Origin of the sequence: Mesorhizobium sp. M4B.F.Ca.ET.058.02.1.1 (assembly GCF_003952505.1) — a bacterium.
In the GTDB taxonomy this organism is placed as follows: Bacteria; Pseudomonadota; Alphaproteobacteria; order Rhizobiales; family Rhizobiaceae; genus Mesorhizobium.
Genome location: NZ_CP034450.1, coordinates 2,952,973 through 2,966,335 on the forward strand (window position 1 = coordinate 2,952,973; position 13,363 = coordinate 2,966,335).

Genomic DNA, 13,363 nt, shown 5'->3' on the forward strand with positions numbered 1-13,363 from the left:
TTGCGCATCATGCCTGAACGAAGGTCACGCGATCGAGCAGCAGATGCGAGATCGCCGTGAAGCGCACGCCCTCGACCTTGTTGCTGGTGATGCGGCTGTATTGTGAGAAGTAGGAGATGATCTCCGGCGTCTCGTCGAGCAGCAGGGTCTGGATCCTGCCGGCGGCGATGCGCTGCGCCTGAAGGTCGCGCGCCTTGCCGTAGTCGACCAGCAACGCGTCATAGTCCGCATTCTTGAAATGCGCGGCGTTCCAGGCGCCGTCGCTCTTCAGCGTCGCGTTGAGGAAGATGTCGGGCGTGCCGCGATGGCCGAAATCGGTGATGCCGAGATTTGAGTCCAGCCAGGGCGAGCTGCCGAAGGTCGCGGAGCCGTAATAGGCATCCTGCGGCAGGACGTTGAGCTTGACGTCGATGCCGGCCTTTTTGGCGAAGTTCTGGATGATCACGGCATAGTCGGGAATGTCATAGGCGCGTTCGGTGGTCAGCGTCACCTCGAAGCCATTGGGAATGCCGGCTTCGGCGAGCAGACGCTTGGCCTCGGCGATATCCTGCTTGCGCTGCGGCACCGACGGATCGGCCGAAGGGAAGATCGGCGCGAAGGGCGTGTCGTTGCCGGCGATGGCGCGGCCTTTCAGCAGGCCTTTCACGATCGCCTCGCGGTCGAGGGTCAGCGCCAGCGCGCGGCGGACCCGCTTGTCGGTGAACGGCGCCTGGTCGGTTCTGAGATGCACGGCGTCATGCGAACTCGCCTGGACGCTGAGCAGCCTGAAATTGGCATTGCCCTCGATCGCGAGTTCGAGACGCGTGGTGCTGGGGATGACGTCGAGCTGACCGGCCTGCAGCGCCACGACCTGCGCCTGCTCGTCGTCGAAGAATTTTATCTCGACACGGTCGGGCAGCGCCTTGTCGCCCCAATAATCGGGGTTGCGCACGAAGCTGGCACCCTGCTTGGGGCGGAAGGATTCGAGCTTGAACGGGCCGGTCGCGTTGAAATTCTTCTCGAAGTCGCCGGCATAGTCGGCCGGCAGGATGACGGCGTTGTAGACGTCGGAGGAAACATAGAAGGGGAAATTCGAGTTCGGCTGGTCGAGATCGAAGGCGACAGTCTGCTCGTCGACGATCTTGGCGCCGCCCTTGGACAGGATGCCCTTATAGACCGACAAGGCCGCAGAACCCCTGTTCGGGTCAACCAGGCGCTCGAAGCTCGCCACCACATCCTTGGCGGTGACGGCGCGGCCGTCGTGGAATTTCACGCCTGGGCGCAGCTTGAACGTCCAGCGCTTGGCGGTTTCGTCGGCTTCCCACGATACGGCGAGCTTCGGCTGCAAACCATCCTTCGGGTCGTCGAGGATCAGATATTCGCCGACCTGGCTGATGACGCCGATGCTGGCCGGATCGGTCAGCGTGACCGGATCGATCGCCTTGGTCGGCTGGCCAAGCCCGACCCGGACCGTGCCGCCCGCGGCAGCCGCGCGCGCCTGGCCGGCGAAGCCAAGACCTTGCGAGGCGGCGAAGCCGGTCAGGCCGATCAGGGCAGCATATTTCAGGAGATCGCGGCGCTTGAGGAAACCTTGAGCATATTCGTCCACGGCGACGTTCCAGATGTCGCCGGACAGATTGCGAAGCGAGTCGATGTCGTTGCGTTTGGTCATTTTGTCCCTCTTTGAAATTGGATTGGAATGAAACTGGAATGGATGCAGCCGCCGTCAGACCGGCTGGCCGTCGAGTTCGATGCGGTCGACCGCTTGCGGGTAGAAGGCGATCAGTCCCTTGATCTTCGGCATCTCCGCGATCGGGTCGCGGTAGGCCCAGGCGACGTCCTCGCGCAGCGAACCGTCCTTGAGCACGCCGGACCAATAGGAGGCGATGCCCTTGTAGGGACATCGGGTCCTGGTCAGCGAAGCCCTCAACCGATCGAGGCGGACATCCTCCGGCGGAAGATAGAAACGCGTCGGCAGGTGGGTTTCGAACAGGAGCACCGGACGGCGGCTGTCAGCAACCACCTCGCCGTCGAACCAGATCTTCACATGGCTGGAGCTCTGCAGCACGTCGATGCGGGCATAGGGGTCGCGGGCATGGACGAAGACTTCTTCCTCCTCCTCGAACCACTGGTCGACCAGGTTCCAGGTGAAGGCGATGCGGCCGGCGAGCGGGGCGAGGTTTTCGTCGGGCGGCGCCGTGAACGACCAGGCGGCATCGGCGGCACGTTTGTCGCCGGCCTCGATGTCCCAATATTTCGTCTCGCCGCCGACGGCATGCTGTTGGCCCTGCTTCGACGGCTTCAACACCGACTGATCGACCGCCGCCAGTGGGAAGAAATAGATCGGCAAAAAATGGTTGGAGCGCAGCACCAGCACATTGCGGCTGTCGGCGATCACGCGGCCGCCGAATTTGACGCGGATGCGCTTGGGGCTGTGCAGGACGTTGATCAGTTGCGGCGCGGTCGCTTCGCGCGGCTGCAGCCTCGGTGCGGCGGTCATGGTGGCTCTCCTTCAGGATACGGCGCGCTGGTTGGTGCGCTGCTCGGCGAAGCGGTTCGCGGGACGGGCGAGGCCGAAGCGGTCGCGCAGCGTCCCGGGCGCGTATTCGGTCGGGAAGACGCCGCGGCGCTGCAGTTCGGGCACAACCTGGGCGGCGAAGTTGATCCAGTCCTCCGGCAGCAGCGGGAACATCAGGTTGAAGCCGTCGGCAGCACCCGCCTCGAACCAGTCCTGCAATTGGTCGGCGATCTGCTTCGGCGTGCCGGCGACGGTCGGCACCGAGCCGCTGTTGGCGAGTTTTCGCGCGATCTCGCGCAGCGTCAGGTTCTGCGAGGCCCAGTGCTTGACGCGGTTGAGCGAGGTGCGCCCGCCATTGAAGGTGCTTTCGTCGGGGAGCTGCGGCAGCGGGCCGTCCGGCGGATAGGCCGAGAGGTCGATGCCGCTCCAGCTCGACAGGAGATCGATGCCGACGCGATCGGGGAGCAGCGTCTGCAGGTAATCCTGCCTGTCGCGCGCCTCGGCCTCGGAAGCCGCGACGATCGGCAAAATGCCCGGCAGGATCTTGAAGCTCTCCGGCCGCCTGCCGTGACGGGCGAGACGGTCGTTGATGTCCTGGCGGTATCTGATGCCGTCTTCCCTGGTGCTGAAGATGGCGAAGTGGGCGTCGGCGTGCGCGGTGGCGAAATTCTTGCCGTCCTCGGACGAACCGGCCTGGACGATCAGCGGATGACCCTGCGGCGGGCGCGAGACGTTGAGCGGCCCGCGCACCTTGAAATGGGCGCCGCGATGGTCGAGCACATGGACCTTGTCCGGATCGGCGAAATAGCCGGTGTCCTTGTCGAAGAGCAGGGCTTCGTCTTCCCAGCTGTCCCACAACCCCTTGACGATATCGAGGAATTCGGCGGCGCGCTGGTAGCGGGAGGCGTGCTCGATATTGCCGTCGCGGCCGAAATTGCGCGCCTCCTCGTCCATGGCCGAGGTGACGACGTTCCACGACGCCCTGCCCCCGCTGATATGGTCGAGCGAGGCGAACAGGCGCGCCACATTGTAAGGTTCGCTGTAGGAGCTCGACGCGGTGGTGATGAGGCCGATGTGCCTGGTCACGCCGGCAAGCGCCGACAAGAGCGTCAGCGGCTCGAGGCGGGCGTTGGCGTAATGCGCGACACCGCTCTTCACCGAATCCCAGATCGACACGTGGTCGGCGACGAAGATGGTGTCGATCCTGGCGCGCTCGGCAGCCTGGACCAGCTTGCGATAGTAATCGAAGCCGAGCACTTCGCGGCCCGGCGCGCGCGGGTGCCGCCAGGACATACGATGGTCACCCTGCGGGTTGAAGAAGAACGCGCTGAGGATCAAGTGGTCTCGCGCCATGCCGGCCTCCATGCACATCCGCTTGGAGAGACACGGGGTTCCCGTGTCGATCGGTGCGACCCGCAATCTCCAATTTGCAACAGGCTAGATTGCGCTCGGCTTTAAGTCGAGTAATTTTATAGAGATTATGTACTAAATAAGCGGAAGCGATTGCCCTTGATTAGGGCTTCGGCAGAAAGCGATTTCGAGGTCTTGATGTCTTCTTCAGTGCTCAATGTGGAAAAACTTTCCATCGCCTATGATGGGAAAAGAGGATGGCAATCCGCTGTTGACGGCGTTTCGCTGACTGTCGCAGAGGGTGAGGCGCTCGGCCTGGTCGGCGAATCCGGCTCGGGTAAAAGCTCGGTGGCCATGGCCATCCTTCGCTATCTGCCCGGCAACGCCCGTATCGCTGCCTCGGCGCTGGAGTTCCAGGGCCGGGAAATACGCAACCTTTCCGGCGACGAGCTGCGTGGCCTGAGAGGCGATCGCATCGCGGCCGTCTACCAGCATCCAGGCGCCGCGCTCAGCCCGGCGATGACGATCGGCCGCCAGATCGGCGAGACGATCATGCGCCATCGGCCAGTTCGCCATGAGGAGGCCCGCTGGCGCTCGGCCGAGCTGCTGAAACGTGTGCGGGTCGCCAATCCCGAGCGCGTGCTCGACCTTTATCCGCACGAATTGTCCGGCGGCATGCAGCAGCGCGCCAACATCGCGATTGCGATTGCGCTCGACCCGGCGCTGCTGGTGATGGACGAGCCGACGACGGCGCTCGATGCCAGCGTGCAGGCCGAGATCATCGCCATCCTGGACGATCTGCGTCGGGAACACAAAACCAGCATTCTGCTGATCAGCCATGACATCAATTTGATCCGCCGCTCCTGCGATCGCGTAGCGGTGATGCAGGCGGGCGCGGTGGTCGAGAGCGGCGATGCCAAGGGTGTTTTCGAAAACCCCTCGCATGCCTATACTAAGGCCCTCATCGCCTCGATCCCGGCGCTCAATTTCACCAAGCGGGACGGCCGCCTGGCCGAGACCGGCACGACCGTCCGCGATCGCCCCGACGCGACCGCGGCCGCCGCCGATCAAAGAGATTCCTATCGAAGAAACGGGCAGGTCGCCATCGCCTGCAAGGGGATCAGCCATTCCTTCGGCGACCAGGCGGTGCTGCACAATGTCGACCTCGAGATCGGCCAAGGCGAGACCTTCGGCCTGATCGGCGAATCCGGCTCCGGCAAATCGACGCTGGCCAGGATCGTCACCGGGCTGCAGACACCGAGCCAGGGATCGGTCGCGCTGTTCGGCAGGACCGTCGCCGCGCGCGCGGAACGGCGCGCGCAGAGCGAGCGGCGTGACGTCCAGATGGTCTTCCAGTCGCCCGACCGCACGCTCAATCCGCGCCACCGGATAGGTCGGATCATCAGCCGGCCATTGCGGCGGCTTGCCGGCCTTGGCCGGAGCGATGCAAGGAACCGCGTCGCCGACCTGCTCCGCTCGGTCAGGCTGGCCGACACGGCCGCGGAACAAAAACCACGCTCGCTCTCCGGCGGCCAGCGGCAGAGGGCGGCGATCGCGCGCGCCTTCGCCGGCGCGCCGAAAGTGGTGGTGCTGGACGAGCCGACCTCGGCGCTCGACGTCTCGGTGCAGGCCACGGTGCTGAACCTGCTCAACGACCTGCAGCACGACAGGGATACGACCTATCTGTTCATCAGCCACGACCTTCGGGTCGTGCGCTACATGGCCGACAGGATCGGCGTGCTCTATCGCGGTCGGCTCGTAGAGACCGGCTCATCCGACCAAGTCTTTCGTGGACCCAACCACCCTTATACAAAGCTGCTTCTGGAAGCGTCTTCCGACAACTCTCCAACAATCTCCGCGCAAGCTGGGGCTGCGGCCGATGCACCATGCAGCGGGTGCGCGTTTGCAGACCGCTGCCCAATCGCCGATCAAGCGTGCCGTAAAACCGAACCGGCGATCAAAGAACTTGAACCGGGTCACTGGGTCGCTTGTTACAAGTGGTAAGCAGATCACGTCGCGGAAGGAAAGGCGCTAAGTGGCGCCCCGGCGCGGCGGTAGCATTCATGTTCGGACAGAATGAGCTTGCGGAGACAATTATTACCCAGTCAAGCGCTCGCTTCGAAATTCGCGCCTTCTGGCAAAGCCACCGGCAAGGATAGGCTTCGGTGAAAATGAAACCTGTTCGAAGTGGAAGTTCCGTTGACCTCAGCCAATCCAGACAAAGCCGCGCTTTTCCTGCTTGCCCCCGATTTCGAGGACGCCAAATTTCCGGGTCAGCACTTCTTCTGCCGGCACTCGGCGCTGGTCGAAGGCGTGCTGACCTCGTTTCCGGCACTTCTCGATGCGATCGAAGTCCGCCGCATCGCCTTTCCGCGACCACGCGCCGAAGTGGTCGAGCTTATCGGCGAAGCCAACCAGGCGCTCCCGGTGCTGGTGCTGCCAGCCGGCCAGTCCTCGGCCTGTGCCAGCGGTGAAGCCAATGGCCGCCAGTTCGTCTCCGGAGCGGAGCGCATCATCGACGCTCTAGTCGAAGACAGGTTGATCCCGCCGCCGCACCCATGATGCCGGCGCTTCGACCAGGAAGCGCTACGCCGATTACGCCGCCGCACGTCACGATCGCACCTTGCGGGCTCATGGCGAGCGCCGCACGCTTTTCGCCAGCGACATCGTCGGCACCTCGGAGCAGATCCTGGAGCAATTGGCCAGGGACCCGATCCTGGCCGGCATACCGGAGCTGCGGCTGGAACTGCCTTACGACTTCGAGCAGCACGAATACGAGCAGATCATCACTGACTTCATCGACCTCATCGCGCCTGCGCTCGGCTGGCGGCGGTACCCAAAGCGGGCTGCGTCCGCGGCAGAATGACGGGGCGGAACAATCGGGCGCCGTCGGCGCTTCAACGCGACGGGTAACGGAATGCCCAGGATTCACGACAGCACCACGGATCTCATCGGCAACACGCCGCTCCTCTAGCTGCACAACTATCGGCGCAAGCGCAATCTCGCCAGCAGGATCGTTGCCAAGATCGAGTATTTCAACCCGGCCGGCAGCATCAAGGACAGGATTGCCTGGGCGATCCTCAGGGATGCCGAGGAGAACGGCCTCATGTGGATGTGACGAGCGGGAACACGGGCATCGGGCTTGCCGCGGTCGCCGCCTCGCGCGGCTATCGCGCCAAGTTCTATCTCAGCGACAACATCAGTCCGGACGAATAAGATCCTGCGGCTCTACGGTGCGGAGATCGTCACGGTGGAGAACGACAAAGCCGTTCGCACCGGCAGACTTGCGGCGCAAACCGTTGCACTCCTTTGAAAACTTCGGAGCCATGTTTCAAAATGACCGCTATGGGCCGGAAGCAGTAGGTCCGCTTGTGGTGCAGGAAAAACGACAGCGAAACTTAATATCTCAGCATCCGATGTCCTGAGTTGACCCAGGGCAGACCTTTGGTGTCGCTCGGTGGTCGACTGCTTCGCGCATCGCTGCTGACATTCGAAACGACGATGTTTGACTACTTGAGGTGCAATGCGCTCCAGGGTCGGCATTGCCAAGCGGCAAATCAGGCAAGGAGCCGCCACATTCGCACAAGACCTGTGCCACGCAATTCCGTTTCCCCGAGCGGCTCGCAAGCAAAATCCGGTCCGAGCAATTGGTGGGTTGCATCAGAAATACGGATTTCATCGGGCTCTGCGGCCTTTTGAATGCGCGCGGCGAGATTAACGGTGTCGCCCCACAGGTCATAGACAAACCGCCTTTTGCCTATGACGCCCGCCACGATCGGCCCGGAGTGAATTCCAATTCTGAGACGTAGCGCTTCGCCCGCGAAGCGCTCTCGCCTGGCCGCCTCCCGCAGCTCAAGCGCATAGTTCGCAATGGCTTGCGCATGATCGGATCGCGCGACGGGCAGGCCAGCGACCGCCATGACACAATCGCCGATGGTTTTGATCTTTTCGCAGCCGTATTGTTCCGAGAGCAGATCGGCCGCCCTGAAGAAATAATTCAGGATAGCGATCGTCGTCGCGGCTCCGACGCTCCGCGCTCTTTCGGTAAAACCGACGATGTCGGCAAAAAGCACACTGACCTCCGCGTGGTTGTCTGCAATTTGCTCGTCCGCTTTCAGCCGCTCCGCGATCGACGCCGGAAGAATGTTGAGGAGCAGGGATTCGGCGCGCCGGTATTCGCGCGACAGACCCTCCTGGCTCTCCCTTAACGCCTCGTTCGTCGATTGCAGCTTCGCATTGAGTTCACGCTCCCTCTCCTGCAGGAGCGTCATTTCATAAGCCTTTTGCTGAAGCCGCTGCTGATGGTCGCGTTCTGGCGTGGCGTCGAGAAAGAGCAGCCACACCGAGCCGCTGTCGTCAAAGAAATGAAGGTCCGCGACACGCCCGCCGGGCAGTTCCATCATGGGCAAATGGAATGGAAGCTCCGGGCAAGGCAGCAGCCCTTCCATGATTTCGAGTTGATCGGCAACGGGCTCGCCAGTGCGAAGCGCCGAAAGCCCGTAATATCCAAGGTTGCCGCCCTTCGCTTCTATGCATTGCCGGGCGTCGATTTTTAGATATGCGGCAGAGCGCTCTTTAGAGAAGAAATCGTATATCCAGCTTCTGACTTCTTTCGGCAACCTGGCCATGATCTACTTGGCGACCATCGAGGCAAGCTGACGAAACGCATCGTCGACATGTTCGCCCGAAAGCGCGCTTGTCAGATAGATTTGCCATCCGCGTTGCTTCAGTTCGTCAATCTCACCATCCGGTATTGCCCAGCGATCGGTCAGATCGGATTTGTTGAACAGCAATACAAACGGCATGGCACCGAATTCGGCCTCGACGCGCTCGCGCAGCGTAAGCGCCACGGCAAGAGTAGCGGGCCGGGTTCCGTCGACGACAAGTACGAGCCCGGTCGCACCTCGCACATAGCTGACGCGGAACGAGCCGATATCGTCTTCGCCTGCCAAATCCCACAAAATCAGATCCACGGTCTTGTCAGGAAACGCGACGCTTTTCTTGTCGATCTTCACGCCCACCGTGGTCAGGTAGTTTTCCGAGAAGATGCTTTGCACGAACCTGCGCACCAGGCTCGTTTTGCCGACAGCGAACCCGCCCAACATGCAGATCTTTTTTTGCAGCATCCTGGGCCCCGCACTACTCCAGGCTGACCGTAACCGAAACCCGGCGATTGGTGGAGTTCCCAGTTCGACTATTTTCATTTTCGGGCACCGCCGGCTCAAACGTGCCCGCGCCCCGCACCTGCAGCAGTTCCGGAGCGACGCCGCGCTTGTTGAGAAGCGCGCGAACCGTCTCGGCGCGGGCGGCGCTGATCGACGCGTTGGCCGTCTCACGGCCCGTTGTGTCCGAATGGCCGGTCAACATGAACCGCGCTGTCACGCCTGCCTTGCGGGCATTTTCGGCGAATTCCTTCAACTGATCAGCCAATCTGTCAAGCACCGGCGCCTGCTCCGGTCCCGGCACAACCTTGCCGGAAGAAAAGAAAATATCGGTCGTCTGGATGGCCTCTCTCAAATGATTAAGTTCGGCAAGGTTCAGCTCGCGCAACTGCGAGACATCCAGAATTACTCCGTCCGCCGAAAGTTGGTCGGCGGCGGCCTGCGCCCGGCCGATCCAGCCGGCAGGAGCCTCGCCCACGACAACGATGCGACCCTGGATGATCGAAAGCTGAACCGATTTCGGCGGGGACAGCGACGCCGTCAGCCGCTTCACCACGAACTTCGGATCAAGACTCTGATAGAATTGCCACTGTGAATGAACGCGGGCAGGATCAACCCCCGTTCCGGACAGCAGAGCTTGCGGGTCGGCGGCAAGCGGGTCTCTCAGACCGGAAATGTAGAAATGTCCGCCCCTCTCCGTTTGTTGGGCGACGATGATTCCCGGTTGAGCCTCAAGTCGCGACACATAATACTGCCAATGCTCCGCCGCGCGTGCATCGGGGCTCACATCATGAACCTTGGAAATGTCGAACTCCGGTCCGCCTACCGAAAGCTGTCGTGCCGCTGCGCGCGCCCGATCTATCCAGGTGTCGGGAGCCTCACCCTCGGCAACGATGCGGTCATTGACGATCGAAAGGCGCACGGTATCCGGCGGATACAGCGACGCCGTCAGCCGCTTCAACACGAACACCGGCTCAAGGCTCTGATAGAATTGCCAGCTTGCATGAACGCGAGCGGGATCGACCTGCGTCCCGGCCAGCAGCAACTGCGGGTCGACGGCAAGCGGGTCTCTCAGGCCGGTAATATAGAATTGGCCATCGCGCACATTCTGTTGGGCGACGATGATGCCGGGCTGCTTCTCCAGTCGCGACACGTAGGCCTGCCAGCGCTCCTCGGGGCTCACATCACGGACACCGGAGATGTCGAAGACCGGGCCGCCGGCTGAAAGCTGCTGGGCGGCGGTCCGCGCCCGGTTGATCCACGCGGTGGTGGCCTCACCCGCCGCAACGATGCGATCATCGACTACAGAAAGCCGCACCGAATCCGGCGGCGCCAGCGACGCCGTCAGCCGCTTCAGCACGAACTGCGGCTCAAGACTCTGGTAGAATTGCCAGCTTGCATGAACGCGCGCGGGATCGACCTGCGTCTCGGCCAACAGCGAATGCGGGTCGGTGGCAAGCGGGTCTCTCAGACCGGCAATATAGAATTGGCCGTCGCGCACAGTCTGATCGGCGACGATGATGCCGGGCTGGGTCGTCAGTCGCGACACATAGGCCTGCCAGCGCTCCTCGGCGCTCACATCGCGGACACCGGAGATGTCGAAGACCGGGCCGCCTGCCGAAAGCTGCTGGGCGGCGGCCCGCGCGCGGTTGATCCACGTGGTGGTAGCCTCACCCTCGGCGACGATGCGACCGTCGACGACCGAAAGCCGTACCGAATCCGGCGGCGCCAGCGACGCCGTCAGCCGCTTCAGCACGAATTCCGGCTCAAGGCTTTGATAGAACTGCCAGTTTGAATGAACGCGGGCGGGATCGACCTCCGTTCCCGGCAACAGCGACTGCGGGTCAACGGCGAGCGGGTCTCTCAGTCCGGCAATATAGAACTGGCCGCCACGAATTTTCTGCTCGGAAACGACGATCCCCGGCTGGGTCGCCAGTCGCGACAGATAGGTCTGCCAGCGCTGCCCCGCTTGCCAGGAAAGAAAGAACCAGGCGCCTGCCGCAGTCACAATCAGCAGGGCTGCCGTCACCACCAGCCACGGGAATCCCTCTTTCGAATCCGAATGCTGCAGCTCGACGCAGGTCTGCAACTGCGTCTCCACGCCGGGCAACTGCGACGTGTCGCCGTCAAACTCCTCTAAAGCCTGCGAGGATTCATCGTGGATGCGGAGCAATGCATCGCGAATTACGTCATGCAATTCCTCCGGCGGGTTTCCCCGGATCACCGCAACCAGCGTCGCAAACGGTCCGACTTCCGACCAGAGACGAAGCTCGCCGAACCGGATGGTGTCCAGGCCGCTGTTCTCTTTCTCGTTGAACGAGTCCTTCACGAAATCCTGGATTGCGCTGAGCATCGAGGAAATCAGTTGAGGGTCTTCGCTGGTGGCGTTTTCGGCGGTTACATGCGCGATCAAAAGCCCGGATCTGCGGCTGATCAGAAAGACATGCTCCACGCGATAGACGAGAGAATGCTTGAGAACGACTTCGGAGAAGCTTGTTCCGGTTCTCCAAGCCTCAAATCTCCACTTGAGGCCATGCCAGGTAAATATATGCCTTAAAGATTCATTCAGCGACTGGAAGGTCTGGTCGATCTTTTCGCCGATCGACTTGCGAATGGCCGGCAGAAACACCGGATACAATATATCCGTTAGTGTTTGCGGGTTCTTCTGGATGGACCGCTGCGCGGCCCTTTCTACGGCCGGTGCGAGGGCCTCGCCGAGTTGCATATGAGACGCGCGCGCGGTTGCGTCGGGGAGAACGTTCCCTACAGCGGCTGCAAGCTGCTCAGGCTCGTCGAGCAGGTGCGTTACGCGTGAAAGCTCCGAGATTTCGCCGCCGACGAGCAGCTGGCGAAGCCTTTCCAGCCGATGATCGGCGGCTGGAACTCCTTCGTAAAGCGCATGGTTGTCCGGATCGACGTTCCGGGCAATTTCCACCAAAAGGCGGGCCAGAGCCTCGCGATCAATCCCGGTATCGTTCGAAGCTGGTCTTTGGGGAAGGCTGATTGGGTCGACGCTCGACGTCAAGTTCCGATCAACTCGCTTTCCAGCTACGCTCCGAGTTGCTCTTGCTGCCAACGGGATCCTGATTTAGACATTTTGCGACCTCGACAAACAGGCCGGCCAAAAGATTTCGGTCGGTCTTGACGTTGCTGAGATCGGAAAAGATCTTCTCCATCAGCATTTGAGCGCTTTCATTCTTTTGCTTGATTTCCTCGCGCAGCAAATGGTCGCTTCTGTTCATGCGATCCGCTATTTCGCGCTCGAGCTCGCTCAATTGATCTGACAACGCGCGCACCTGCTTTTCAAGCGCCTGATTCTGATCGCGAAGATTGCGGTCGATCTCCTTGTCGGCCTCGGCTCGCGCATCTTTTTCGTTCCGCAACTGCGTCGCCAGCGAGTCAACCTGCTTCTTCGCATTTGACTCGTAGGTTTCAAGATTGCGCTTGGCTTCGGATTCGACATCCTTGAAGCGCTGCAGGAACCGCTCTTCAAGCTTGGAGAAGCGGCGGTCATAGTCCTGCATCTGGTTGCCGAACAAAAGATCGCGTATCTTGTCGACACCTGGAGCGTCACCGCCGGCCCCGCCCTCGCGAGCCTGGGCCGCCATGAAGTTCAGCCCGTTACCCTCTGCGTTTCCTATCAGATTTGCCTCCGCTTTACTTGCTGAAGAAGCGGCATTCGCAGAGTCCTTTGCCATCCTTACACCCCATCGCCCAATGAGAAATTCGGAAACGAGAATTTATGTCAGACAAATACCCGGGCCGCAAGCCGGAATCCTCTTGGCTTAGGCCGATTCGCGCGTGTCTTCCGATGCGGGGCCCAACGCCAGAAGGAAGGTCTTCTTTCGAATGGAGAATGGCTGTTCGAGAATGCAGGGACAACGACTGTGGTCAAATCGCCGGTTCCCTGGGACGGCACCGACGGCTACAACCTTCCCAACCTCAATGCCGGCCTTGCTTTGGGACGCCATCGGAACCGAATTCGGCGGACGCCACGAACTGTATGAACGAAACTATGCCGGCAACTACGAGAACCTGAGGATCGAAACCCTGAACGCCGCCACCGCGACCGGAGATCTGGCCTCGATGCAATCGATCGTGAAGGACTGCATGAGCGAATATGATCTTTCCGGCTGGACGAGTTCAGACCTCATCAATCCGGACGACATCAGCCTCGTCGGCCGAGGCACCGTTCAGGCGGCATAGAATGGTGGGACCGTTCCCTCGTGCAGGAGCGGTCCAACTCCTCCCTCTCCGAGGCCGTATGCCAAGGCTGCGAAACGGGGAAAAATGCTTGCCGTGGACCTACCTGCGACCTAGGGCGAGCGAACCTAAACCAACTCCACTTCCACCA

10 protein-coding genes and 1 pseudogene are annotated in these 13,363 nt (G+C 61.6%); 4 read left to right on the top strand and 7 right to left on the bottom strand.

The genetic code is table 11. From position 1 onward, the window contains the following. Positions 1 to 7 precede the first annotated feature (7 nt). The 3 genes from EJ073_RS14660 to EJ073_RS14670 are packed head-to-tail and all read right to left on the bottom strand — an operon-like array spanning position 8 to position 3,850. Positions 8 to 1,651, bottom strand: a complete 1,644-nt coding sequence (locus EJ073_RS14660; RefSeq protein ID WP_126056359.1) for an ABC transporter substrate-binding protein — start codon at positions 1,649 to 1,651, stop codon at positions 8 to 10. A 54-nt stretch (positions 1,652 to 1,705) separates the two neighbouring features. Continuing rightward, positions 1,706 to 2,479, bottom strand: coding sequence for a DUF427 domain-containing protein (locus EJ073_RS14665; protein WP_126056360.1), 774 nt, complete (start codon positions 2,477 to 2,479; stop codon positions 1,706 to 1,708). Between the two features lie 12 nt (positions 2,480 to 2,491). Further along, a complete protein-coding gene (locus EJ073_RS14670) occupies positions 2,492 to 3,850 on the bottom strand; it encodes an LLM class flavin-dependent oxidoreductase (RefSeq protein WP_126056361.1) in 1,359 nt (452 codons plus the stop codon). A 195-nt stretch (positions 3,851 to 4,045) separates the two neighbouring features. Here EJ073_RS14670 and EJ073_RS14675 point away from each other — a divergent pair, with 195 nt between their 5' ends. The 3 genes and pseudogenes from EJ073_RS14675 to EJ073_RS14685 all read left to right on the top strand — a co-directional run. Further along, the gene (locus EJ073_RS14675) at positions 4,046 to 5,851 is read left to right on the top strand and encodes an ABC transporter ATP-binding protein (protein WP_126056362.1); all 1,806 of its coding nucleotides are present in this window, start codon (positions 4,046 to 4,048) and stop codon (positions 5,849 to 5,851) included. Between the two features lie 195 nt (positions 5,852 to 6,046). Beyond that, positions 6,047 to 6,409: a DUF3088 family protein gene (locus tag EJ073_RS14680; RefSeq protein WP_126056363.1), complete on the top strand. Its 363-nt coding sequence runs from the start codon at positions 6,047 to 6,049 to the stop codon at positions 6,407 to 6,409. A 1-nt stretch (position 6,410) separates the two neighbouring features. After that, positions 6,411 to 6,713, top strand: a pseudogene (locus EJ073_RS14685) (LLM class flavin-dependent oxidoreductase); the annotation flags it as partial. 691 nt (positions 6,714 to 7,404) lie between these two features. Here the strand turns inward: EJ073_RS14685 and EJ073_RS14690 are convergent. Genes EJ073_RS14690 through EJ073_RS14705 form a run of 4 tightly spaced genes read right to left on the bottom strand, consistent with a single transcriptional unit; the run spans position 7,405 to position 12,707 of the window. Next, positions 7,405 to 8,475 (bottom strand): adenylate/guanylate cyclase domain-containing protein, encoded by a 1,071-nt coding sequence (locus EJ073_RS14690; RefSeq protein WP_126056365.1) that lies wholly within the window; start codon positions 8,473 to 8,475, stop codon positions 7,405 to 7,407. Positions 8,476 to 8,478: 3 nt separating this feature from the next. After that, the gene (locus EJ073_RS14695) at positions 8,479 to 8,973 is read right to left on the bottom strand and encodes a Rab family GTPase (RefSeq protein ID WP_126056366.1); all 495 of its coding nucleotides are present in this window, start codon (positions 8,971 to 8,973) and stop codon (positions 8,479 to 8,481) included. 13 nt (positions 8,974 to 8,986) lie between these two features. Further along, a complete protein-coding gene (locus EJ073_RS14700) occupies positions 8,987 to 12,034 on the bottom strand; it encodes an OmpA family protein (RefSeq protein ID WP_126056367.1) in 3,048 nt (1,015 codons plus the stop codon). 7 nt (positions 12,035 to 12,041) lie between these two features. Continuing rightward, positions 12,042 to 12,707, bottom strand: coding sequence for a hypothetical protein (locus EJ073_RS14705; protein ID WP_126056368.1), 666 nt, complete (start codon positions 12,705 to 12,707; stop codon positions 12,042 to 12,044). A gap of 247 nt (positions 12,708 to 12,954) precedes the next feature. Between EJ073_RS14705 and EJ073_RS14710 the strand changes: the two genes are divergently transcribed. Next, positions 12,955 to 13,215 carry a 4-hydroxyphenylacetate 3-hydroxylase C-terminal domain-containing protein gene (locus EJ073_RS14710; RefSeq protein WP_245455610.1) on the top strand — a complete coding sequence of 87 codons (261 nt, stop codon included), beginning with the start codon at positions 12,955 to 12,957 and terminating at the stop codon, positions 13,213 to 13,215. Positions 13,216 to 13,363: the final 148 nt, after the last annotated feature.

Excerpts from the sequence above, each read along its gene's own strand:
- EJ073_RS14660 (WP_126056359.1), bottom strand. The coding sequence starts at position 1,651 with ATGACCAAACGCAACGACATCGACTCGCTTCGCAATCTGTCCGGCGAC.
- EJ073_RS14665 (WP_126056360.1), bottom strand. The coding sequence starts at position 2,479 with ATGACCGCCGCACCGAGGCTGCAGCCGCGCGAAGCGACCGCGCCGCAA.
- EJ073_RS14670 (WP_126056361.1), bottom strand. The coding sequence starts at position 3,850 with ATGGCGCGAGACCACTTGATCCTCAGCGCGTTCTTCTTCAACCCGCAG.
- EJ073_RS14675 (WP_126056362.1), top strand. The coding sequence starts at position 4,046 with ATGTCTTCTTCAGTGCTCAATGTGGAAAAACTTTCCATCGCCTATGAT.
- EJ073_RS14690 (WP_126056365.1), bottom strand. The coding sequence starts at position 8,475 with ATGGCCAGGTTGCCGAAAGAAGTCAGAAGCTGGATATACGATTTCTTC.
- EJ073_RS14695 (WP_126056366.1), bottom strand. The coding sequence starts at position 8,973 with ATGCTGCAAAAAAAGATCTGCATGTTGGGCGGGTTCGCTGTCGGCAAA.
- EJ073_RS14705 (WP_126056368.1), bottom strand. The coding sequence starts at position 12,707 with ATGGCAAAGGACTCTGCGAATGCCGCTTCTTCAGCAAGTAAAGCGGAG.
- EJ073_RS14710 (WP_245455610.1), top strand. The coding sequence starts at position 12,955 with ATGCCGGCCTTGCTTTGGGACGCCATCGGAACCGAATTCGGCGGACGC.